Source organism: Arthrobacter sp. TMN-50 (assembly GCF_054511125.1).
In genome coordinates, this window is record NZ_JBTNDG010000009.1 from 1 (window position 1) to 22,676 (window position 22,676).

Below are 22,676 nucleotides of genomic sequence, written 5' to 3' on the forward strand. Positions count from 1 at the left end.
GTGTTGCCGCGTTCCCGGCATGGCTCCACCACTACAACCATCACCGAGGCCACACCGCACTCAAAGGTCAACCACCAGCCAGCCGCGTCACCAACCTCTCAGGTCAATACAGCTAGGGCACCATAAATTCACTTGGCGGAAACACTGGGCATCGTGTGGATTCGCGACATGTCCGATGGTCGCCGCGCCATCCTGCACGCCGACGAGTACGCCATCTGGCAGATCAGCGCCGAGTAAATCTACCCCAAATCCAAAGAGGTGGCCCCGCCGTTCAGTCTGCGGGGCCACCCTCTGTGATTAAAGCTGGTTCGGGCCCTGTTTTGAGGCTACGTTGAACCCAGTTAGAGCTTGGTCGGGCCGCTGACTCCGGACTCGCGGGTCGGCTCCCTATCGACCGCAGCACCGTGGGCCTGGTGGGCCTTCTTGATGAGGTCCATGAACTCGGTCTCATTGCGGATGAGCTTCTTGTACTTCTCTGGAAGGGCGCGCAGCATTTTCTCCTCTTCAACCATGCGGTTGAAAATCTTCTCGCGCTCGTCGATGTCCGTCTCGTAGTCGAGGTCCATGTACTCGGTGGCGTGACGCTTCGCGCCGGAGACGGCCGTCTTGGCCTTGCCCTTGGGGCTGAAGATCGAGGCGAGCACGGTGATGACGAGGACCCCCAGGATCACCGACAGGGACAGCCCGGTGGAGATTTCGACCACCGGAACGGGTTCGCCGTCGTTGATGAACGGCAGGTTGTTCTCGTGCAGCGCGTGGAGAATCAGCTTGACGCCGATGAACCCGAGGATGACGGCTAGGCCGTAGGACAGGTAGATGAGGCGGTCCAGGAGGCCGTCGATCAGGAAGTAAAGCTGGCGCAGCCCCATCAGGGAAAAGGCGGTGGCGGTGAAGACGATGAACACGTTCTGCGTCAGGCCGAAGATCGCGGGAATGGAGTCCAACGCAAACAGGATGTCGGTGGCGCCGATGGCGATCATGACCAGCAGCATCGGGGTGAGGACCCGTTTGCCGTTCTCAATGGTGAACAGTTTGTCGCCGTCGTAATGTTCGGTAGCCGGGAGGAAGCGCCTGGCCAGGCGCACGATCAGGGTGTCTCCATGATCGTCGTCCGACGATGGCTTGAGCAGGTTGCCGGCGGTCAGCAGCAGAATCAGCCCGAAGATGTAAAAGACCCAGGCGAACTGGTTGATCAGCGCGGCGCCCAGGAAGATGAATCCGGTGCGGGCGATCAGCGAGAACACGATACCGAACAGCAGCACCTTCTGCTGGTCGGCCCGCGGCACCTTGAAGCTGGCCATGATGATGAGGAAGACAAACAGGTTGTCCACCGACAAGGCCTTCTCCGTCACGTAACCAGCAAAGTACTCGGTGCCCATGGTGGTGCCACCGAAGATCAGCACACCGACGCCGAAGAGGATCGCGAGTCCCACATAGATGGAGGACCATACGGCCGCCTCTTTCAGGGACGGCGTGTGCGCCTTGCGGACGTGAAAGAAGAAGTCGAAAAGCAGCAGCCCGACAATTCCGGCGATCGTTAGTGCCCAGACAAGGGGGGATACTTCCATGCGGTTTGTTCTCCTCATACAGATGGCGTACTACTCACGGTAGTTCGCTAAGGGAGTGGACGGCAAGGCGGCCCCAGGCCGTACATTGAACCCATGAACCCCTCCACGATGCGCAGCGCAGTCCTCCACCAAGCTGGCGCTCCCCACCCCTACGCCGCCAGTGCTCCGCTGATTATCGAGGAACTCGCCGTCCCGTCGCCTCGGTCTGGCGAGCTGCTGGTACGGATTGAGCGGGCCAGCCTCTGCCATTCGGACCTCTCGGTGATCGACGGGTCACGGGTTCGTCCGCTGCCGATGGCGCTGGGCCATGAGGCGACCGGCGTCGTCGACGTCGTGGGCACCAACGTAACGGATATCACAGCGGGTGATCGGGTGGTGCTGGTGTTTGTGCCCAGCTGCGGGTCCTGCCGCGCGTGCGACGCCGGCCGCCCCGCCCTCTGCCACCGTGCCGCCGAAGCGAACGGCAGCGGCGATCTACTGCACGGCCCTGCGCTCCTGCGCACCGCCGACGGCGCCCGGATCAACCACCATCTGGGCGTCTCGGCGTTCTCCGAGTACGCGGTGGTGGCCCGCGAGTCGGTGGTGGTGATCGACGACGACGTCCCCTTCGACGTTGCGGCCATGTTCGGTTGCGCAGCGCTCACCGGGATCGGGGCGGTGCTGAACACCGCGCGGGTGACCGAAGGTCAGGCGGTGATTGTGTTCGGTCTCGGCGCGGTGGGATTGATGGCCGTGATGGCAGCCGCTCAGGTACCCGGCACCACGGTGATTGCGATCGATCCGCTCCCCGCGAAACGTGACCTCGCCCTACGTTGCGGGGCGACGTCGGTGGGCGCCCCAGCTGAAGCGGAAGCCCTGGTCAAGGCCCTGGGCAGCGACGGGGTGGACGTGGCGATCGAGGCGGTCGGCAGTGCCCGGGTGATGGAGGCGTGTCTGGGGTTGCTGACCCGCGGTGGCGCGCTGGTGTCGGTTGGGTTGCCGCACCCCGAGCAAACCATCACTACCCAGGCGCTGCAGTTCGCCGGAGCGGGCAAACGCCTGCTCGGATCCTACATGGGCGACTCGGTTCCCGCCCGCGATATCCCCGCCTATCTGGCGCTCTGGCGGGAGGGGAAGCTGCCCGTCGAACTGCTCCACACGGATACCCGGGAGCTGGGTGACCTCAACGAGAGCCTCGACGCCCTCGCCGACGGTCTGGTGGTTCGGCGGATCTTCACCCTCCGGTAGTTGGCCCGGCGCAAGGTCCGCGGGAATCGCGGCTCCCCCGCAGACTCGCGGTTGCGCCGCCACTCCCCTGCGGCCCGGCCACTTTTCCGGCGTGCAGGGGCGCGCATAGGATGTGGAGCATGACTGAACTGCCCGTTGCCCTCATCACCGGAGCCTCACGGGGCATCGGCCTCGCCATTGCCCACGAGCTCGCCCCCACCCACCATCTGCTCCTGGGTGGCCGTGATGCCGCGGCCCTGACGACCCTCGCTCGCGGGTTCCCCTCCGCCGAACCCTTCACGGCCGAACTGACCGAGCTCACGCCCGACCAGGTCCAGGGCATCGACATACTCGACGTACTGGTCCACTCCGCAGGGGTGCTCCAGATGGGACACATAGCGGACCTGACGCCCGAGCAGTGGCGCACCAGTTTCGAGGTCAACGTCTTCGCCGTGGCTAACCTGACCCGACTGTTACTGCCCGCACTTCGCGCCGCCAAAGGTCAGGTAGTGGCCATCAACTCGGGCTCCGGGTACGCCTCCGGCGACGGGTCCGCTGTCTACAGCGGCACCAAGTTCGCGTTGCGCGCATTCACCGATGCCCTGCGCCAGGAGGAGCGCGGCAACGGCGTCCGGGTCAGCTCCATCCACCCGGGCCGGGTAGCCACCGACATGCAGCAGGAACTCCACAATTTTGAGGGCAAGCCCTACCGCCCCGAAGAGTGGATCCAACCCGACCAGGTCGCCAAGGCCGTCCGCCTCGCCGTGAACGCGTCACGCGATTCGGTCATCGAATCGCTGAACATCCGCCCATCCGGGATGGTCTAACCGACCCGCCGAAATCACGCACCATTCGGATCGGTGTTTGGGCGTGCTCAACTCCGCGAAATCACCCGCGGCTTCCCAAACTGCGTCTGCACTCCGGGCGAATACAGTACCGACTCAGGCGGTCCCGCCACCTCGATTCCGGCAGCGCGCACCAACCCGTCATCCAAGTGGTCCACGGTAGCCGGGTGCAATGGCCACGGCGCATGCGTGTTCGGGATGAACAAGGTCCGCCCTGCGAGTTCCGAATGTAGGCCAAACCGTGCCGTGAGGTTTATCGTCAGTGGATCGGCCGCTGCCGACGCCCGGTTCGGCCGGACAGCGAACGACGACGACGCCCCGCCCCGGAACCGCCGCACCGTATAACCGGCGAGCCCCGGATCGGGCACGGGGGCACACCGGGACCAGACGTACGGGATGCCCGCCGCCCGCGCAACCAGTACCACGGCCAGCCGGGAGGCATCAAGGGTCAGGAACACCACCCCGCGCGTCCCGTCCGGCTCACGCGAATACAGCCGAACATTGATCTCACTAAAGGACCCGAAATAGGGCACGGGCATTCCCGAGCCGATCCCCGCACCCACCATCCGGAAGCCGATCAGTCCCACCCAGGCGTCGCCGTCGTACACATCGGGTTCCGTGCCGGGAGGCATGAACTGAGCCGCCGTCGCCACCGGAATCCGCCAGTGCAAGAAAACAGCATCCAGCCACGCCTGGTCCATGATCGGCCAGCTGAGCAGGGGCGGGGATGCCGGCCAGGCAACTGATTCAGCCATGCGAAATCTCCTAGGTCCAGGTCGGTTTCATTCTCCCCTGATCGTATGCCTTGTAGGCTGTGTCAGTGAATGATGAGACCCTCTGGGCAGCAGAAAACCGTGAACACCCGGGGCATTCCGCCCGTTACATCAAGCGCTTCGAGGCGATGCGGGCCGACGGCAAGGACCTGCATGGTGAGGCGCGACTTCTCGATGCAATGGCATCCCGGAGCAGCCGAATTCTCGACGCCGGGTGCGGTACCGGCCGGGTCGGCGGGGAGCTGGCACGGCTGGGACACCACGTCACCGGTGTGGATGCGGACGCGGAACTCGTCGCCGCAGCGCACCGGGATCATCCCGGATCACAGTGGCGGACCGGAGACCTGAGCAGACTGGATCTCGGCGAGTCGTTTGACCTGATCGTCTGCACGGGGAATGTGTTGCCGTTTTTGGCGCCCGGGACGGCACCGGAAGTGCTGCGCCGGCTCGCCGACCATCTGGCCCCGGACGGCAGGCTGGTGGTCGGTTTCGGGAGTGGCCGCGGCTACACCACCGACAGTTTCTTTGCCGACGCCGACGCCGCGGGGCTCGAACGATCCAGCGAGTTCTCCACCTGGGACCTCCGGCCGTGGCGGTCGTCGTCGTCGTTCCTGGTGGCCGTGCTCGCCCGCAAACGCGCCGGTTAAACGACAGACGACGCCCGGTGACAGCCATGAAGGCTTCTCACCGGGCGCCGTCAGACGTGAGGCGCTTAGGCGCGGCTGATACCAGCGCGAGCCATCGCGTCGGTGTAGGCGGCCTGCATTTCCTGGCGCCACATTTCTTGTTTCGCTGGGGATCCCGCAAACGCGCGGTCCCCGGTGGAGCGCACCTTGTAGACCTTGAAGCCGCGGCGCTGAATGGCCCGGTTCTCCAACTGGGTGAGACGGCGCGCCACCTTATGGGCGTCGGTGCCGTGGGCCACGAGGGCCGAGGCGCGGGAGACGCGCTGCAGGAAGGCCAGCAGCGGCTTGACGCCTTCGTCGATCTGCTCAGGGGTGAGCGCCTTTTCCTTCACCTCGGTGACATACCAGGGGTAAACGTTCCAGGGCATCACGAACTTGGGCTGCAGCCCAACGCTCTCATAAATCTCAGCAGTGCGGATGGCACTCTGGTCGTCGTTCTCCGCCGACACAAATCCTGAGGCGAGGCTTGCGCCCGGGTTGGAGAACAGGCTCACAATCCGACACTCGTCGAGGTCATGTGCTGGGTCAATGTAGGGAAGTGAACGGTCCGGCTTCTGCTCGGCCAGAGTGTCACACATCCGGTTGATTTCTTCGATGTTCGGGTCGTAACGTCGTTCCCACTGCTGTGCTCGGTAAGCCGGGTCCGCCATGCGTCGTGCCAATTTTGCCTCCTCGCGGACAATGCCTGAAGTGGCAATAATGTTGTCCGCAGTCTTCCAGCTTACGCGCCCAAGCTGAACGAGGTGACCCGGGTCAGCCTGGGTGGACCACCAGTGCTTCATTCCGGAGAACAAAATCGAGGATGCCCGCTCCCACCGCCTCGGGCGCGCTGTGGTGAACGGCGTGCGGACTTCCCTCAATCTCCAGGAGGTCTCCTCGCTGGGCTGACTCCGCCAGGGACTGCGACCATCCGGAGCCAGCAATCGGATCCCGGGTACCCCGCATCACCAGAACTGCCTGCTTGACCATCGGAAGGCGTTCTTCGAGCCGGTAAGCCATGGCGACGGCGAGTTGGGAGACGTACCAACGCGGCCCGCAGCGCACCACGTCAAGGAATTGCGAGCTGTTGAGGAGTGGTTTCTCCAATGCCGAGTTGAACGCCAACCGGGGCATCTGGCGAAGAATTGTGCGCTGCTTGGCGTCAATGGCGGCCCCGATCAGGACCAGGCTGCTCACCAGATCCGGGCGGCTAATAGCCAACTCGGTGGCGCTTTGCACCCCCATCGAATGCCCCACTACAATGCACGGGCCAACACCGATGTGGTCCAGCAGTGCCCCGATCAGCTCGGCGTTGGCCGGATTGGTGAGCTTTTCTGCCGGTCTACCGGTCCACCCGTAGCCCGGCAGATCAATGAGATAGGTATCACCATGCTCGGCGAGGACACTGCTGAGGCGTTTGAAGTAGCGGTGGGACATTCCGATGCCGTGGATAAAGACAAATGTTCGCTGCGCGGTCAGGTCGCCGGTAACCGAACCCGCAGTACTAACCCCTGTGTGCATCAGCGGGTATGCCCGACACTGCCGGTCACCAACAGTGACGCTGTGGAAATCGGTGATGTCCGACGACGGCGCGGCACCAGCCCTCCGGCTGAGCACAGTGTGGACGTGGGAGAGGACAGCAAGCGGCCCCTTTCGCCCGGTAGCCGGTGGCTTCGCATCGACCGACGGCGCGTGATCATCTCGCCGAAGGAAAGCAAGGACCGCTTGGGTAACCTCCTTGGCACCACCACGATGCGCGACGTGGGGTTGACCGGGGATTTCCACCAAACGGCCGTCCTTCGCTTCGGCAGCAAGGCGCAAGCACCAGGGTTGCCTTGAAACCGGGTCATTGCTACCGCGAATCACGAGCACCGGCTGGGTTGCTAACGGGAGGCGTTCATGGATGTTGTAGTTGAGCATCACCGGGAGTTCAGTGAAGTACCAGGGCAAGCCGCACCGCGCGTAGTCGGCCAGAACCATCGCGTTGGTGAGGGGTCGCTCCCTCAAACTATCCAGTCCAAGGGCGAACGAATGCCACACCGCGGATCGGCGGGTAGGGTCGGTGACCGGCCCGATCAGGACCAGGTCCGTCACCAGATCGGGCCGCTGAACGGCGAGTTCCGTCACAAATTGGGCGCCCATCGAGTGGCCGATGAGTACGCAGGAACGAATGCCTGCCTGATCTAGGGTTCGCCCGAGCGCGGCGGCGTAGGCGTCGATCCCCAACTGCTGTCCCGGTTTAGGGGTTCCGCCAAACCCCGGCAGGTCCAATACATGGGTGTTGCCATGAAGGGCGAGCTCCGGCTGGAGCCGGTCGAAGTAACGGTGGGACATCCCGATGCCGTGCACCATGACGAAATTGGGGGTGTCGGAGACGGCTCCCAGCAAGGTGACCGACCGGAGACGGCAGGCAAGTGCATCCCCGGCTTCGGGAGAGGTGGGGGTCATAGTGGTACACCTGACGGGCTAGTCACGGGGAGGAGGCTGGGGGCGGCGATTTCCAGCAGAAATCGCACTGCATCACGGTGTAGACCCTACGACGCAGCACGGAAGAAAGCAAGCTTGCTTATAAAAGCATTGACCGGCGGCAAGTTGAACCCAACCCGTAAGCGGGTGGTAGGAACAACGACGGCTAATTAGGCGTCATCGCCATAGATGAATCTTTTCGCGAAAGCCACCGCCTTCTTGAACGCGTCGTTGCGGAGCGAGATTTCGTCAGCAGCGTCGCTGGTTTCGAGGTACGCCGTGCTACCGGGCCGGAGCACCCAGATGTCTCCATGCGGCGGGAGGTAGAACACGCCGAAGGAACGCTGCGTCTGATCGTCACCCCAGATGGGGACCGCCGCTACCGCCGCCCCGGTGTCCACGTTGATCCACTGCGCGCGGGGTTGTGGTTCAGCCCCAGCCGCCGGATCCAGGAACGGTGCGGCACCCTTTCCCCAGCGTTCCTCAAAACGCTCGTAGAAGGCCGGAACAAGCTGAGCGTCATAACGGCGCCATCCGGTCATTGCACTCTCCTTGCCTCGCGTGAGCGTGGACTTCTCCAACGAGTGGGGTGGCTCCCGTTGCCCCCCGGCGGGAACCACCCCTGCCTCACTGTTGGCCCCGCATCAGGCGTTAATTTCCTGCCGGGACTGTCCGTTGCTTTCGATTTCGATCCGTCGCGGCTTAGCCTTCTCAGCAATCGGGACACGCAGGGTCAGGACGCCGCCGTCGTAACTGGCTTTCACGCCATCGGTATCCAGCGTGTCACCCAGGATCAACTGCCTACTGAACACCCCACGGGGGCGCTCCGCGGCGATCAGCTCGATGCCATCTGGGGCCGAGGGTCGTCGTTCGGCACGGACGGTGAGCACGTTGCGCTCCACATCAAGATCAATGGATTCCGTGTCGACACCGGGAAGGTCGAAGGTTACTACAAAGTTCTCCCCTTCCTGCCAAGCATCCATCGGCATGGCAGCAGGCCGGGCCGTGGTGCCCAGAACCTGCTGGGCCAGTCGATCCAGCTCGCGGAATGGGTCGGTACGCATCAACATGGTTCCTACTCCTTAGCATCTTGAGTTGATGAATATCGCGTCGGCCACCTGCGGTGACTGACATAAATTTTTATAGCACCGGTGAGAAACCGATGCAAGAGGAATGTTTCAGTAATTTGGGACGCAATCCGGGGGTCTATGGCGCAGGCAAACTATGGGACGAATTGAACGCCGGGACTAGGCTCGGCCCTTCAAAATCAGCTTCCAGTACACCCATGGCAGGATGCGCCGCTCGAGGATGAAGGTGACGCGATGCTCCCGCATGATGCCTTTCCACGGGATGGAGGGCTTGGCGCGGTACTGGTCATCAAACTCGGAGAACACCACAGTGGATCGTGACACGGTGAATGGGCAAGCGGAGTAGTTGTTGTACGAGGCGGTGGCACTTTTCCCCTTGAGGACCGCCATCAGATTCTTAGCAACCGCCTGGGTCTGTTGGCGAAGGGCAGCGCCTGACTTGGAGTTCAGGGTGGCCGCGGCGTCGCCGAGGGACCAGACGGAGGGATACCTGATGGAACGCAGCGTCTTGGGATCCACCTGCACAAAGCCCGATGGGTCGCCGGGCGCTGGCAGATCAGTGGTTTTGAGCCAGTCTGGCGCCGACTGCGGCGGGACGGCATGCAACACATCGTAGGCAAGAGTCTGGCTGCTGCTGGCACCGTTGTCGCGGACCGTGACGGTCCGCGCACCCGCATCCACCTCGGTGATCTCGCTGTTCACGCGCAGTTCTATCCCGTACTCGGCGATCTTGCGGGTGAGTTCCTCGTTGGCCACGTCTTCGGGGAACACTGTGGGCGTCGGAACGATCAGCACCACCCGAATGTTCTCCAGAACGCCCTGCTGGGCCCAGTAATCGCAGGCCAGGTACACAGGTTTCTGCGCGGCTCCCCCGCAGGTCAGTGGACCGGGTGGCAGGTTAAAGACAACAGTCCCCCGCCGCGCGGCTTGCAATAGGTTCCAGGCCTTGGGCGCAAGTTCAATCTCGTAGTTCGACGCACCATATTCGGACGCCATTGCATCGGCCAAACCGGGCACCGCGTCCCAATTCTTCTGGATTCCAGGGCAGACCACCAGTTGGTCGTAGCGAACCCAGGTGCCGGATGCCAGGTGGACAGTGTGCTGTGCCGCGTCGACGTCGACAGCTGCATCCTTGATCCACTGAACCCCGCGGGGAATCACTGAGGCCTGCGGACGGATGGCTTCGGAGGCCTCGGCGGTCCCGCCCGCTATATGGGAGAACAGCGGCTGGTAGAGGTGATCGGCGCTCGGTTCCACCACCGCAATATCCTTGGCACCGTACCGGCGCAATCGCGCCGCCAGGGAGATCCCAGCGTTGCCGCCACCAATCACGACTATCTGATGGTGGGTTACGGTTGTGGCCCCGGCAGCGGTCATCGTCTAGTGCGACTTCTCGGTCAGGGCGCTGGCCTTATGAGCTGCACGGGCTCCAGTCTTGCCGGACTCGACAACGTACTGGGGCTCGTCGTCGCTGGCCCGGCGGGTATTGCCGTCCAGCTGGAAATCGCTGGTCTTCTTCTCCACAATCGTTCCGTGAGTGGTGCCCTGCGGAGTGTTCCACTCCACCTTCGTTCCTCTGCTCAGTGCCACCGTGACTCCTCCTAATTGAAAGTGTGCTTACAGCCTACGTGTAGTCCGGGCTGGGAGATCGAATCACTGGTGGACGGCGATCCCGGACGAGCAGAGGGACAGACCACCTGGGCCTGTCCCTCTGCTATGGACTTGTTATCGTCCAGAATTCACACTTGCTTAGCGACGGTTGGTGAACCCGCTCAGCACGTTTTTTGGGCGCTGCATTTCGCCCTGCTGCGCACCGAGGAGGATGACCGCTCCGCTGACGGCAGGCAGGATCCACTGAATAACCTTCAGCTGCTTCTGGGCCGTCGCCAGCTCAGTTGAACTCGAGGCGCCAGGCTCGGTTGCGCCCTGTGCGCCCTGATCGGCGAGTTCCCCGACCTTCTTGCCGAGAATGCCGGCGTACAGCGACAGACCCATTCCGGCTACTGTCACCACTGACTTGATCGTGGTGTTCGCTAGGGCGCCATCTTGCCCAGCAACCCGGTCCTTGTTGCCGAGGATCAGGCCGACGCCACCAATGGCGTGCGCCCCGAAGGCTGCAGCCTGAATGGGGGTCCACTTGGCCCAACCAGCCGCTGCCAGGCGGGTACGTTCTTTCGGGTCCTTGGCCTCGGCTGCCGCACCGTTGAGGCCCACGGCACCCATCAGTGATCCACCGAACCACGCGGCGGCGCTCAAGTCGTGGACGGATCGTGCCAGTAGATTTCCAGCCATAAAGATCACTCCTTGCTATCGGTCTTCCGTCTCGTGACGGAAAGAATCATGCCCTAAGCATACTTACTATGTGCTGGTCTTGCTACCACTTCTGAAATGGGCTGGATCCGAGCACACTTCTCCGCGGGCTATCCACTAGGCTTCCGGCATGAAGCGCACGCCGCCGTCCACTCCTGCTACGGTGGCCCTCACCACGGCCGGGATTCCCTTCACCGTTCAGAGCTACGCGCACGATCCGAAGTCCGGCAGCTTTGGAGCAGAGGCTGCAGCAGCCCTCGGCGTCGAGGCCTCCCGTGTCTTCAAGACTCTGATGGTGGATGTCGACGGCGTTCTCATGGTCGCCGTCGTCCCCGTTTCCAGCACCCTGGATCTGAAGGCGTTGGCTACCGCGTGCGGGAAGAAGAAGGCGGCGCTTGCCGACCCAGTACTTGCCCAGCGGCGGGCCGGCTACGTGTTGGGCGGAATTTCGCCGGTAGGCCAGCGGCAGCGCAGCCCGACGGTGGTGGATGAGTCAGCCCTGAAATTTAGCAGCATTTTGGTATCCGGCGGGCGCCGCGGATTGGAAATTGAGCTGGCCCCGGCGGATCTCATCCGGGTGAGCGGCGCAATGGTCGCCCCTATCAGGGCCGACTGAAACACGCACCCGCCGGAGGTCGCGGACCGGTCCAGCCCTACCTCAACCGGTCGAGGGCCTCGATGATCTGCGGCACCTCGGTGCGTCGGGTGTAATCGACGTGCACATCGGCGAACCGGACGGTGCCGTCCTGGTCCACCAGCAGGACCGTGGGGAACGGAATGCCCGCCGTCGAATCGGCGTTGCTGTCCGCCACATCGAAGCCTAGCTCCGAATGCGCTTCACGGGCGTCCGGACTTGGTTCCGTGAGGAGGCCTAGGTGACGGGCAAGCCGGCTTGCCGGATCCGACAGCACGGTGAAGCCAAGCTCACCGTTCTCGACGGCGGCTCGGGAGCCATCCGGCGTCTGCGGGCTGATGGCAATGAGCTGGATGCCGCGCTCCGTCAGCGTTGGAAGCAGGTCCCGCTGGTAGGTCTTGAGGGTGATGTTGCAATAGGGGCACCATGCGCCACGATAGAAAACGACGACGGCGGCTGCCTCCGCGAGCACCTGGCCCAATCCGATCGGTGAACCATCGACAGTAGTCAGCACGGCGTTTGGAACCGTGTCACCCTCCGCAATGACTTCCTGCGGGAGCCCCCGTGCGGTGAGATCCTCCTGCTCCCGGGCAAACACCGCCGACAACTCGGGGCCGATCTGCTCAGTGAAGCCGGTGTTGAAGTGGTCTACCTGTTCTGCGATGCTGCCGGACATAGTGGTCTCCTTCGATAGGGCCTGCTGAACCTGTCTGCCCCTACGGTAGAGCACCCGAACACCGCCCAGCCAGCGCTTGGTAACATCGTGCAACAAACGGCCGCCGCACACCCAGGATGACCAGCGGCAGCGACCAATGGTGCCCTGCCGCACCACGGCAGTATTCCGCTAGAGTCATGAAAATGAAAAGTGGCCTGCGGACCCCCGGTGCGCCGTGATCGACGACGACACAGTGGAATCCCAGCGGCCCACCACCGCACCAGCCTTTGTGCTCGCTCAGCTACGCCGTGCCATCATTGCCGGCGATTTAGTCCCCGGCCAGCCCCTCCGGCAGGACGCGCTCGCCGAACGCTTCGGCGTGAGCCGGGTGCCCCTCCGCGAAGCCTTCAAAGTCCTCGAAGGTGAAGGGCAGGTGGTCTACACTCCGCACCGAGGCTACAAGGTGGCCACCCTCTCCCTCACCGACCTGCTCGAGGTTTACCGCATCCGTGAACTCCTTGAGGCCGAGGCCGTGCGGGTGGCGATCAGGAGATCGGACGACGACGTTGTCGGCGAGCTGAGGGCTGCGGCGCAGGAAGTGGAGACTGCGAGCGCCGATGGCGACCTGCTCACCATGACCGAGGCCAACCGCCGATTCCACTTCCTGATGGTGACCGAAGCCCGGATGCCACGCCTCGAGAAGCTGATCCAGGTGCTGTGGGACGCCACCGAGACCTACCGGTTTGTCTACTACGGCGATGAGGTCAATCGGCACCGGGTCGAGGATGAGCATCGGCGCATCATTGATGCCTTCGCCGACCGCGATACAGACCGGGTCATCACGCTGCTCAATGAACACCGCAACCATGCGGTCGACGCCCTGAGAACGTTCCTCGACGCCCCCTAGTTGTTTACCCCACGCAAATATTTTTATGTGATGCGGGTTACATTTTGCCTGCTAATTGGATACAGTATCCAAATGAGCTGGTCAACGCCGCGCACGTCCACGCGGACCTCCCTTCGCCTGAACCAGCTGCCAGCGCGGAACACATCGGTCAGGCAGCGTTCATGAGCGATTGGCTCGGCCTGAGCGGTCAGCGGGTTTTGGTCGCTGGCGCCGGCGGAATCGGTAGCGCTCTGGCGGGCGCTTTCGCTGACGCGCAGGCAAACGTCGTGGTCGCTGATGTGAACCCGGCTGGACTCGCTGCATTGGATCCGCGGGTCCGCCCCCTTGAAGTCGATTTGTCGACGACGGCGGGCTGCGAGGACGCTGTCGCCCGCGCTGCAGCCGAACTCGGTGGGCTCGACGTGCTGGTGCACGCGGTGGGAGTCAACAACCGGGTCCCGCTCCTGGACACCACCGATGAGGACTGGGATCGGATGATCTCCATCAACCTCACCAGCGCCTTCCGCCTCGGCCGGGCTGCCGGCAAGCTGATGGTCGCCGCCGGCTACGGCCGTCAGGTCTACTGCTCCTCCGTCTCCAGCCTGCTCGCCCACCCAGACCACGGCCCCTACGCCGCCAGCAAGGGCGGCCTCAATCAGCTCCTGCGCGTGATGGCCCGCGAATGGGCGGCCGACGGCGTCACCGTCAACGCCGTCGCCCCCGGCTATGTGGAAACCGAACTGACCCGCGGGCATCTGGACAAGCCCGGCGTCCGCGACCACTACACCTCACTGGTCCCTGCCGGCCGGCTCGGCACCACCGGCGACCTCACCGGCCCGGCCCTCTTCCTCGCCTCCCGCCAGGCCGCCTTCGTCACCGGCCATGTGCTCTACGTTGACGGTGGGCGGACCCTTGTCTGAGCAAGCGTTGTCGGAACCGCAGCCGACCGAAAAAGCCGACGGCGGCCGCTTTCCCTTGCTCGAGCCCGGTGCCCTCGACGAGGAGCAGTTGGCCCTCTACAACACGATCGCCGGCCCACCCCGGGCTGGCGGCCCATTCCTGGTGGTTGACGACGACGGCCACCTCGCCGGCCCATTCAACGCCCTGCTCTACGCCCCTCAGATCGGCCAGGCTGTCCAGGCGCTCGGCGCCGCACTGCGCTTCGGCGGGAAACTGCCCGCCCGCACCCGGGAACTGGTGATCTGCGCCGTCGCCGCCGAACGCTGCTCAGCCTACGAGTGGTACGCCCACAGCCGTGTGGCCCTCACCGTGGGAATCACCCCCACGGAACTGGACAACCTCCGAGGGGGTTTTGTACCGGCGGAGTTGCCCGACGACGAACGGTCGGCCCTCACGTTCACCGCGGCCCTCCTCAACGGGCGGACAGTCTCCGATGCTGACCACGCGGCCACACTCGAGCACCACGGGCACGAAGGCATCACCGAACTGTCCATCCTGGTGGGCTACTACCGAGCCCTATCCGGACTGCTCGCCGCCGGCGACGTGAACGCGCCGGTTGTCAACGCACAGGCCACCAACGCGCTGGCCACCCACGAATCCACCCCCAATTCTCATCCTCAATCGCACATCACCACCACTAAGGGAGAACACCCATGACAACCTCACCACTGCACCGTCGCAGGGTCCGGCTTGCCGCAGCAGCACTCACCGTCCCCGCACTGTTCCTGTCCGCCTGCGGCAGCCCCGACACCAGCGGCGGAGGAAGCGGAAGCGGTGGCGGTGACGCCAGCGGCGCCGCCGAGGGCGGCACACTCTCCATCGCCACCGGCGGCACCGGTGGCGTTTACTACCCCCTCGGCGGCGGGTTCGCCACCGTGATCCGCGACAACGTCGAGGGCTACGACGCCACCGTCCAGGAAACCAACGCCTCCGTCGACAACATGCTCCTGATTGAAAACGGTTCAGCCCAGCTGGCATTCGCCGTCGGTGACGTTGTTTCCGACGCCGTCGAGGGCGTCAACGACTTCGACGGCAACCCGATCGAAATCTGCTCACTCGGCAACACCTACAACAACTTCATGCAGGCTGTCACTGTTGACGGCACCGGCATTGAGGGTGTGGCTGATATGGAAGGCAAGGTCGTCTCGGTCGGTGCCCCCGGCTCGGCCACCGAGGTCGCTGCCCTGCGTATACTTGAAGCTGCCGGCATTGACCCCGATTCGGGCTTCGAACGCCGTCAGCTCGGCGCCGCTGAAACAGTTGCCGCACTGCGTGACGGCACCATCGACGCCGGTTTCTGGTCAGGTGGCTTGCCCACTGGCGCGCTGATCGATCTGGCCAGCGACGGCGACATGAACCTCCTCAACATCGGTGAATACGCCGAGCAGCTCTCCACCGAATACGGCGAGTATTACGTCGAGGAAGACATCCCCGCCGATACCTATGAGGGCCAGACCGAAGCGGTCTCAGCGATCGTCTCACCGAACATCCTCGTTGCCAGCCCTGAGATGGACGAACAACTGCAGCATGACATCACCGCGGCGATCTTCGACAACGTTGAAGCCCTCACCCAGGTGCACCCCGCCGCCGTCGAATTGGACGCCGCCACCGCTGGAGAGATTTCCTACATCGACACCTGCCCCGGAGCTCAGAAGTACTTCGACGAAGCCGCAGGCTAAGCACTGATGCGCAAGCCCGCCGTCGTCGTCGCCGTCCTGGTGTGCCTTGGCACGCTGGGCGGTGGAGCGTTCGCGGTGGCCGCCCAGGACAGTCCTGATCAGGACACTCCAGGACGCCACATCGTGATCACCACCGACGGCGGCGGGCTGGCGGCGGTGCCCCTTTCAGGGGACACCTTCGCGGTCAGTTACCGCAATTCGCTCTACGGAACCATTGCCGAGGAACGCTACACGGTCCTCCCCGACGGCAGTTTCCGGCTCGACCAGATCGCCGCCGACCAACTCGCGGTGCTCGAAGAGTATTACGGTGTCCCCGGCGCCCCCACTCGCGCGGATCCCAACGACCGGCGGAACTTTGTGGTCGACCCAGACCCAGCACACCCAGCCGTGTTCAGCGACCTTTCTATTGCCGCCACCGATCTCGGTGAACGCACCCTCCACCTGCCCGGAACAGCGCCCGTTTCGCTGTGGGACATGGTCGACGACGATCAGCCCTTCATCCTGCTAGACATCAAGGAGACCCCATGACCGAGCGAATTGACGGCGACGGCGCCGTCAAGGCCGGCAAGCAGCACCGCCCCACCCCGGACGAGGCAATCGACCCGAGCCGCCGCGACCAGGTGAGAATCCCCGACGATGCCTCGGTCAACCCGATGGACCGCAACGACGCCATCGACGAGGATGCGCTGATCGCCGAGTTTGAGGCAGAAAAGCCCGCCCGGCAGCTGACCGGCACCCCTGCACTCGTGGTCAAGGTGGTGGGTGCCGGGCTGTCGCTGTTCGCCCTGTACTGGGTGTTCAACCCGATGGCCACACAGTTCTACCTGCCCGCGTTCCTGATGATCGGGCTATCCCTGACCTTCCTGGTATACCGGGGGTGGGGCCGGTCGGAGAAGATCAAGGACGCCGGGAAATCCGACAACCCCCACGTTTTTGACTGGGCGCTCGCCGTCGTCGCCGTGGTGCCGTTCGCGTACATCATCTCCGACTGGGACTCATTCTTCCGCCGCGCCATCAATCCCACCTACCTCGACCTAGCCATGGGTGTCATAGCCATCCTGGTAGTCCTGGAAGCCGCCCGGCGGACGGTCGGCATCTTGGTGCCACTGGTGGTGATCGGGTTCTTCGCCTACGCCTACTGGGGCCCTTACATTCCGGCACCGTTCACTACCTCGTCCTTCGACTGGATTCGGCTCGTGGGCCACAACGTGATGGGTACTCAGGGCATTTTCGGGGTGCCGACCGACGTCGCTGCCACCTACATCATCCTGTTCACCATCTACGGCGCGGTGCTCGGCGCCTCGGGCGCCACCAAGTTCTTCATCGACCTCTCCTTTTCGGCGTTCGGCCAGTCGAAGTCCGGCCCCGGCCGGACCGTCACTCTGGCGGGCTTCCTGCTGGGTACCGTGTCAGGCTCCGGCGTCGCCACCACGGTCACCCTCGGTGGCATTTCCTGGCCGCTGCTGCGCAAGGCCGGTTACCCGAAGGAACACGGCGGTGGCATTCTGGCCGCCGCGGGTATCGGCGCGATCATGTCGCCTCCCACCCTCGGCGCTGCGGCGTTCATCATTGCCGCCCTCCTCGGGGTGTCCTACCTGCAGGTGCTGATCTGGGCCACCATTCCGACCCTGCTCTATTACTTCGGCATCATCCTCGCTATCGAGATGGACGCCCGACGGTTCAAGACCAAGGCCGTCGCCATGGATCACAAGCCCGTGGGTAAGCTGCTGCTGCGCTTCGGCTACCATTTCAGCTCGCTAATCGCGATCGTCGCATTCATGGCCTTGGGCATGACCCCGTTCCGCGCCGTGGTGTTCGCAACCGTCCTCGCCTTTGTGCTGAGCTTCTTCGACCGCGCTTCCTGGATGACCCCGAAGCGGATCTTCGATGCCCTGGCCACCGGCGCCACCGGCGCCCTCTCCGTCATCCCCGTGATGGCTGCGGCAGGCCTGATCGTCGGCATCATGACCCTGACCGGTCTGGGTCTCAAGCTCGCCAGCATCATCGTCGACTTCGCCGGCGGCAGTCTGCTGCTCACAGCGATCTTCTCGGCCATCGCCGTGATCCTGCTCGGTCTGGCCGTCCCGGTCACCGCGAGCTTCATTATCTCTTGGGTGATCATCGGACCCGCCCTGCAGGACGTGGGCGTTCCCGGCTTCGCCGCGGCAATGTTCATCTTCTACTACTCCGTGCTCAGCGAGGTATCGCCTCCGACGGCGCTCTCACCATTCGCCGCATCCGCGATTACCGGCGGCAAGCCGATCAAGACCATGTGGCTCACCTGGCGGTACACCCTGTCCGCCTTCCTGGTGCCGTTCATCTTTGTGCTCTCCGGTTCCGGTGTGGGACTGCTGCTCCAGGGCGGCGTCGCAACCGTGGCGCTGGCCCTCTCGGTGTCGCTCGTCGCAGTTGCGTCGCTCGCGGTCTCCACGGGTGGCTGGCTCATCGGGCCGGCCCGCTGGCCCGAACGGGTCATCCTGGGCATCGGCTCTCTGCCGCTGCTCACCCTCGACCCGCTGTACATCGGAATCGGCGTCGCGATCATCGCCGTCGGCGTGCTCGTCCACATGATCGGACGGAAACGTCACCCGTACGATCCGGACACCGACCCGGCAGTGGCGGACTCAACTGATGCTGCCGATGCGGGTGCCGATTCCGCGTCCAGCACGACGTCGGCCACCTCCTCGGGGACCGCAGCGCACCGCGCGCCGTCGCCGTCAACCACATCACCGAAGGCAACGGACCCCACCGCTTCATGACCCAAGCACCGTCGACGCACGCAGCGGTCACCATGCTGCAGGCCGTCTCCGTCACCACCACAGGGGTGCTTCCTGCCTTCCTGCTGGGTGCGTTGGCGGTGCAGATCCGTGGGGACCTGGATATTGGCCCGGCACAGATGGGAATGGCCGCGGCCACCCTGTTCACCGTGTCCGGGGTGCTGGCCCGCCCGCTCGGCGGGCTGGTGCAGCGAATTGGTGCGGCGAAAGGCATGGTCGCCTCGGCGACTCTCGCCGCCGTCGCGCTGGCTGGCGCCGGACTGGCACCGACGTTCGCGTTGCTGATCGTCGCCTTGTTCGTGGGTGGTCTGGCCAACGCGATGGCCCAGCCGTCGGCGAACCTGGGCATCTCCCGGGCGGTCAATCCGAACCGGCTGGGGCTGGCGTTCGGCGTCAAACAGTCCTCCATTCCAGCGGCCTCGATGATCGCCGGGATCGCCGTCCCGGTCATTGCCCTCGCCGTGGGCTGGCGGTACGCGTTCCTGCTCGGCTCGCTGATGGCCGTCGCCATTGCCGTCTGGGCTTTTTTCAGCGCACCCGGCACCCGTCCCACCCAACCCGGGGAAACTCCCAGGGCCGACCGCGGCACCCCCAGGGGCGGCCTGGTGATGCTGAGCGTGGGCGCCGGGTTCGCCGCCGCCGCAGCGACGTCATTGGGCGTGTTCCTGGTGGACTCGGCCGTGGAGTCCGGGATGGCGCCCGGAACTGCCGGGATGTTGTTCGCTGGCGCAGCGCTGCTGGGGCTGGTGATCCGCATCCTGCTGGGCCTCGCCATGGACAAGTATCCGCACCGCAGCCCCCTGGTGCTGATCACCAATCTGCTGGCGCTCGGCGTGATCGGGTACCTGCTTTTGGCGCTGGGCACCAGTTCGCTGCACTTCGTTCTCGGAGCTCTGCTCGCTTATGGCGCCGGCTGGACCTGGCCCGGTCTGGTGCACTTCGCTGTGGTGCGGGACAACCGCGCCAATGCTGCCACCGCCACCGGGGTCATCCAGACCGGGTTGTCCCTGGGCGCCGCGGCCGGGCCGCTGCTGTTCGGGCTGCTGACCGCCGCCACGTCGTATGACACCGCCTGGCTCGCGGCCGCCGTCGTCGCCGGTCTGGCCGCCGTGACCTTCACCGTGGCGCGGCGCATGATTCGCCGGTCGCGGGCAGTTGCCGCCGCCGAAGTACCGGAATCCGCTAACCCGGCTGACACGTTGACCCCAATGGAGGAGAAAAGATGACGCCCACGCGTTTCGCAGTGGTGGGAGGTGGCATTGTTGGTGCCGCCGTCGCCCGCCGGCTGTTGCAGGTTCAGCCCGACGCCCACGTCACAGTGCTCGAAAAGGAGCCCATCCTCGCCGGTCATCAGACCGGCCGGAACTCCGGCGTCGTGCACGCCGGGCTGTACTACACACCCGGGTCGCTGAAGGCGCGGCTCTGCCGGCAGGGCGTTGACATGCTCAAGGCCTACTGCGCTGAGAAAGACCTGCCCTACGACGAGTGCGGCAAGGTGCTCGTCGCCCGCAATCCCGTCGAGGAAGGCCGGCTCGGCGACATCATGGAGCGCGCCGTCGCCAACGGGGTGCCGGGCGTGCGCATCATCAATCAGGACGAACTGCTGGAACTCGAGCCCCATGTCAAGGGCACCTCGGGCATTCACTCCCCGCACACGGCGATCGTCGACTACGGCGCCATCACCCGGTCCCTCGCCATGGATGTGGAGGCCGCCGGCGGCACCGTCCGCACCAATTTCGAGGTCACCGCGCTGACCGAACGCGCCGGGCAGACGGTGGTCACCGGCAAGCATCACGGCGCCGAAACCTCCGACGCCTACGACATGGTGATTGTCTGTGCAGGATTGCAGGCGGACCGGGTTGCGAAGCTCGCCGGCGACGACGACGATCCCAGGATTGTGCCCTTCCGCGGTGAGTACTACCTGTTGCGTCCCGAGCGCCAGCACCTGGTCCGAGGCCTGGTCTATCCGGTGCCCGACCCCCGGTACCCGTTCCTCGGCGTGCACTTGACGCCGACCACCGACGGCGAGGTTATGGTGGGACCCAACGCGGTGCTGGCCCTGGCCCGCGAGGGCTACAAGTGGTCCACCATCTCCCCGCGCGATCTCAAGGACGCGGTGATGTACTCGGGCTTCCGGTCCTTCGCGAAGCAGCACTGGCGCACCGGTGCCGCCGAGATGCTTGGGTCGCTGAGCAAGCGCCGGTTCGTCGCCGAGGCCCGCAAGTACGTCCCGGAGATCACTGCCGACGACGTCGTCCCCGGCCCCCGTGGCATCCGCGCCCAGGCGCTGACCCGTGACGGATCGCTGGTTGACGATTTCCGGATCACCCGGCAGGGGTCAGTGCTGTGCGTCCGCAATGCGCCGTCCCCCGCCGCCACCTCATCCCTCGCCATCGCCGAGCACATTGTCTCGCTGGCACTCGAGAACGCCACTGACCGAAAGGACACCTCATCCCTGTGACTACTTCCCCTATTACGACGCAGCCTGTTTCCCCGCTCGCCCGAGGTCTCTGGGGCGTGCTTGCCACGCCGTTCAGTGGCCCGGACTTCGCCGTCGACGCCGAGTCCCTCCGCAGCGAGGTCCGCCTCTACATCGGATTGAACGCCACCGGCATGGTGGTGCTCGGCGTGTTTGGCGAGGGCGTCTCCCTGGACACCGCCGAGCAGACCCTGATCGTGCAGACTGTCGCCGAGGAAGCCGGTGACACTCCGCTGGTGGTCGGTCTCTCGGCGCGGTCGACGGCGGTCGCCGTCGAGCAGGCACGCACAGCCGTTGCCGCCGCAGGCAACAACCTTGGCGCCCTGATGGTGCAGGCCAACAGCGCCAAACCGGAGCTGCTCGCCGCGCACTTGGGCGCCATCAACGACGTCATCCCCGCCGAGACCGGCGCCGGGATTGTCCTGCAGGACTACCCGGTGGCCTCAGGCGTGAAGATCAGCGCCGCGCAGATCCTCGCCGTCCTTGAGCTGTGCCCGTTCATCAGCGCCGTGAAGTCCGAAGCACCACCCACCGCTGTCCCCATTGCCGCGCTCACCGCAGCCACCACGGTGCCGGTGTTCGGCGGGCTCGGCGGCGTCGGCCTGCTCGATGAGCTGGCCGCCGGTGCAGCAGGCGCCATGACCGGGTTCTCCCACCCGGAAGGCCTACAGGCAGCGCTCACCGCGTTCGCCGACGGCGGTTTCCCCGCCGCCCGCGCGGCGTTTGCCCCATGGCTGCCGCTCGCCAACTTCGAGGGTCAGCCCGGCATTGGACTGGCGCTGCGCAAGGAGATCCTGCGCCGCCGCGGCATCATCGCCGACGCCGCGGTTCGCCCTCCCTCCCCCACCTTGCCGCCGGCACTTGCCGACATGATCGACGCCCACCTTGATGCTGTGAAGGAAATTGCCTGATGGATACCGGACTTGAAGGGAAAAACGTATTGGTGCCGGGCGCGAGTTCGGGCATCGGCCTGGCCATCGCGCAGGCGCTGGCCGATGAGGGTGCCAATGTGGTCCTCGCCGCCCGCCGCGAGGACGTGGTGCAGGCCGAAGCGGCCAAGCTGCCCTCCGCCGTCGGGATCGCGATGGACCTGACCGACGACGGCGCCCCCGCCGCCCTGGTGGAGGCCGCCGAGAAGGCGTTCGGGCCGATCGATGTGCTGATCCTCAACAGCGGCGGCCCGCCTCCCGGCGGCGCAGCTGACGTCAGCGATGAGCAAGCCCTTGCCGCGGTGCACCAACTGCTCCTGCAGCACATGCGCCTGACCAACTTGGTGCTGCCCGGCATGCGCGAGCGCGGCTGGGGCCGCATCGTCGCCGTCGGGTCCAGCGGGGTTCAGCAGCCGTTGCCCAACCTGGCGCTCTCCAACATCGGCCGGGCCGGGCTGGCCGGCTACCTCAAGACCCTCGCCGCTGAAGTGGCCGCCGACGGCGTCACTGTGAACATGGTGCTCCCGGGCAGGATCGACACGGACCGGGTGGCCTCACTCGACGCCGCAGCGGCCAAGCGCACCGGCAGCACCCCCGACGAGGCCCGCGCAGCGTCGGAAAAGACCATCCCCGCCGGACGGTACGGTGCGCCCGAGGAGTTCGGCGCCGTCGTCGCCTTCCTCGCCAGCGTCCCCGCAGCTTATGTGACTGGGGAACAGATCCGTTGCGATGGCGGGCTGGTCCGCGCCTACTAGC

At 64.9% G+C, this 22,676-nt stretch carries 24 protein-coding genes and 1 pseudogene; 15 read left to right on the forward strand and 10 right to left on the reverse strand.

The genetic code is table 11. The annotated features are described in order from the left end of the window. Positions 1 to 116: pseudogene (locus ACX80A_RS11155) on the forward strand (IS481 family transposase); the annotation flags it as partial. Between the two features lie 225 nt (positions 117 to 341). On the opposite strand, the gene ACX80A_RS11160 reads toward ACX80A_RS11155, so the two are convergent. Further along, positions 342 to 1,568, reverse strand: coding sequence for a TerC family protein (locus ACX80A_RS11160; RefSeq protein WP_459259775.1), 1,227 nt, complete (start codon positions 1,566 to 1,568; stop codon positions 342 to 344). 108 nt (positions 1,569 to 1,676) lie between these two features. Here ACX80A_RS11160 and ACX80A_RS11165 point away from each other — a divergent pair, with 108 nt between their 5' ends. Beyond that, on the forward strand, positions 1,677 to 2,795 hold the full coding sequence (locus ACX80A_RS11165; protein WP_459259889.1) for an alcohol dehydrogenase catalytic domain-containing protein: 1,119 nt from the start codon (positions 1,677 to 1,679) through the stop codon (positions 2,793 to 2,795). Positions 2,796 to 2,914: 119 nt separating this feature from the next. After that, positions 2,915 to 3,601: an SDR family oxidoreductase gene (locus ACX80A_RS11170; protein WP_459259776.1), complete on the forward strand. Its 687-nt coding sequence runs from the start codon at positions 2,915 to 2,917 to the stop codon at positions 3,599 to 3,601. 47 nt (positions 3,602 to 3,648) lie between these two features. Here ACX80A_RS11170 and ACX80A_RS11175 read toward each other — a convergent pair whose 3' ends face one another. Beyond that, positions 3,649 to 4,374 carry a YqjF family protein gene (locus ACX80A_RS11175; RefSeq protein WP_459259777.1) on the reverse strand — a complete coding sequence of 242 codons (726 nt, stop codon included), beginning with the start codon at positions 4,372 to 4,374 and terminating at the stop codon, positions 3,649 to 3,651. A 59-nt stretch (positions 4,375 to 4,433) separates the two neighbouring features. Here ACX80A_RS11175 and ACX80A_RS11180 point away from each other — a divergent pair, with 59 nt between their 5' ends. Continuing rightward, positions 4,434 to 5,039 (forward strand): class I SAM-dependent methyltransferase, encoded by a 606-nt coding sequence (locus tag ACX80A_RS11180; protein WP_459259778.1) that lies wholly within the window; start codon positions 4,434 to 4,436, stop codon positions 5,037 to 5,039. A 65-nt stretch (positions 5,040 to 5,104) separates the two neighbouring features. Here the strand turns inward: ACX80A_RS11180 and ACX80A_RS11185 are convergent, their stop codons facing one another. From ACX80A_RS11185 to ACX80A_RS11215, 7 genes are all read right to left on the reverse strand, one after another. Next, the gene (locus ACX80A_RS11185; protein ID WP_459259779.1) at positions 5,105 to 5,740 is read right to left on the reverse strand and encodes a uracil-DNA glycosylase family protein; all 636 of its coding nucleotides are present in this window, start codon (positions 5,738 to 5,740) and stop codon (positions 5,105 to 5,107) included. Between the two features lie 91 nt (positions 5,741 to 5,831). Then, entirely contained in the window at positions 5,832 to 7,505 is a 1,674-nt protein-coding gene (locus tag ACX80A_RS11190) for an alpha/beta fold hydrolase (protein WP_459259780.1), read from the reverse strand. Positions 7,506 to 7,693: 188 nt separating this feature from the next. Next, complete coding sequence (locus tag ACX80A_RS11195; protein WP_459259781.1) at positions 7,694 to 8,065, reverse strand: hypothetical protein; 372 nt, start codon at positions 8,063 to 8,065, stop codon at positions 7,694 to 7,696. A 102-nt stretch (positions 8,066 to 8,167) separates the two neighbouring features. Continuing rightward, positions 8,168 to 8,593, reverse strand: coding sequence for an Hsp20/alpha crystallin family protein (locus ACX80A_RS11200; protein ID WP_459259782.1), 426 nt, complete (start codon positions 8,591 to 8,593; stop codon positions 8,168 to 8,170). A gap of 177 nt (positions 8,594 to 8,770) precedes the next feature. Continuing rightward, positions 8,771 to 9,988: an NAD(P)/FAD-dependent oxidoreductase gene (locus ACX80A_RS11205; RefSeq protein WP_459259783.1), complete on the reverse strand. Its 1,218-nt coding sequence runs from the start codon at positions 9,986 to 9,988 to the stop codon at positions 8,771 to 8,773. 3 nt (positions 9,989 to 9,991) lie between these two features. Then, positions 9,992 to 10,201, reverse strand: coding sequence for a hypervirulence associated TUDOR domain-containing protein (locus ACX80A_RS11210; RefSeq protein WP_459259784.1), 210 nt, complete (start codon positions 10,199 to 10,201; stop codon positions 9,992 to 9,994). A 159-nt stretch (positions 10,202 to 10,360) separates the two neighbouring features. Beyond that, positions 10,361 to 10,903 (reverse strand): hypothetical protein, encoded by a 543-nt coding sequence (locus tag ACX80A_RS11215; RefSeq protein WP_459259785.1) that lies wholly within the window; start codon positions 10,901 to 10,903, stop codon positions 10,361 to 10,363. Between the two features lie 148 nt (positions 10,904 to 11,051). Here ACX80A_RS11215 and ybaK point away from each other — a divergent pair, with 148 nt between their 5' ends. Continuing rightward, the gene (gene ybaK, locus ACX80A_RS11220) at positions 11,052 to 11,537 is read left to right on the forward strand and encodes a Cys-tRNA(Pro) deacylase (protein WP_459259786.1); all 486 of its coding nucleotides are present in this window, start codon (positions 11,052 to 11,054) and stop codon (positions 11,535 to 11,537) included. A gap of 37 nt (positions 11,538 to 11,574) precedes the next feature. On the opposite strand, the gene ACX80A_RS11225 is transcribed toward ybaK, so the two are convergent. Beyond that, entirely contained in the window at positions 11,575 to 12,231 is a 657-nt protein-coding gene (locus ACX80A_RS11225) for a peroxiredoxin-like family protein (RefSeq protein WP_459259787.1), read from the reverse strand. Positions 12,232 to 12,445: 214 nt separating this feature from the next. On the opposite strand from ACX80A_RS11225, the gene ACX80A_RS11230 reads away from it, so the two are divergent. The 10 genes from ACX80A_RS11230 (at position 12,446) to ACX80A_RS11275 (ending at position 22,675) form a co-directional block, all read left to right on the forward strand. Beyond that, a complete protein-coding gene (locus ACX80A_RS11230) occupies positions 12,446 to 13,117 on the forward strand; it encodes a GntR family transcriptional regulator (RefSeq protein ID WP_459259788.1) in 672 nt (223 codons plus the stop codon). 161 nt (positions 13,118 to 13,278) lie between these two features. Beyond that, positions 13,279 to 14,016 (forward strand): SDR family NAD(P)-dependent oxidoreductase, encoded by a 738-nt coding sequence (locus ACX80A_RS11235; protein ID WP_459259789.1) that lies wholly within the window; start codon positions 13,279 to 13,281, stop codon positions 14,014 to 14,016. After that, positions 14,009 to 14,713 (forward strand): carboxymuconolactone decarboxylase family protein, encoded by a 705-nt coding sequence (locus ACX80A_RS11240; protein ID WP_459259790.1) that lies wholly within the window; start codon positions 14,009 to 14,011, stop codon positions 14,711 to 14,713. Before ACX80A_RS11235 ends, ACX80A_RS11240 begins: the two co-directional genes overlap by 8 nt. Next, positions 14,710 to 15,735: a TAXI family TRAP transporter solute-binding subunit gene (locus ACX80A_RS11245; protein ID WP_459259791.1), complete on the forward strand. Its 1,026-nt coding sequence runs from the start codon at positions 14,710 to 14,712 to the stop codon at positions 15,733 to 15,735. The genes ACX80A_RS11240 and ACX80A_RS11245 overlap by 4 nt, the downstream gene beginning before the upstream one ends. A 6-nt stretch (positions 15,736 to 15,741) precedes the next feature. Continuing rightward, the gene (locus tag ACX80A_RS11250) at positions 15,742 to 16,263 is read left to right on the forward strand and encodes a hypothetical protein (RefSeq protein WP_459259792.1); all 522 of its coding nucleotides are present in this window, start codon (positions 15,742 to 15,744) and stop codon (positions 16,261 to 16,263) included. Next, positions 16,260 to 18,494: a TRAP transporter permease gene (locus ACX80A_RS11255; protein ID WP_459259793.1), complete on the forward strand. Its 2,235-nt coding sequence runs from the start codon at positions 16,260 to 16,262 to the stop codon at positions 18,492 to 18,494. Before ACX80A_RS11250 ends, ACX80A_RS11255 begins: the two co-directional genes overlap by 4 nt. Continuing rightward, positions 18,491 to 19,738 carry an MFS transporter gene (locus ACX80A_RS11260; RefSeq protein ID WP_459259794.1) on the forward strand — a complete coding sequence of 416 codons (1,248 nt, stop codon included), beginning with the start codon at positions 18,491 to 18,493 and terminating at the stop codon, positions 19,736 to 19,738. Before ACX80A_RS11255 ends, ACX80A_RS11260 begins: the two co-directional genes overlap by 4 nt. Continuing rightward, positions 19,735 to 20,973, forward strand: a complete 1,239-nt coding sequence (gene lhgO / locus ACX80A_RS11265) for an L-2-hydroxyglutarate oxidase (protein WP_459259795.1) — start codon at positions 19,735 to 19,737, stop codon at positions 20,971 to 20,973. The genes ACX80A_RS11260 and lhgO overlap by 4 nt, the downstream gene beginning before the upstream one ends. After that, positions 20,970 to 21,902 carry a dihydrodipicolinate synthase family protein gene (locus ACX80A_RS11270; RefSeq protein ID WP_459259796.1) on the forward strand — a complete coding sequence of 311 codons (933 nt, stop codon included), beginning with the start codon at positions 20,970 to 20,972 and terminating at the stop codon, positions 21,900 to 21,902. Before lhgO ends, ACX80A_RS11270 begins: the two co-directional genes overlap by 4 nt. Next, entirely contained in the window at positions 21,902 to 22,675 is a 774-nt protein-coding gene (locus ACX80A_RS11275) for an SDR family oxidoreductase (RefSeq protein ID WP_459259797.1), read from the forward strand. Before ACX80A_RS11270 ends, ACX80A_RS11275 begins: the two co-directional genes overlap by 1 nt. Position 22,676: the final 1 nt, after the last annotated feature.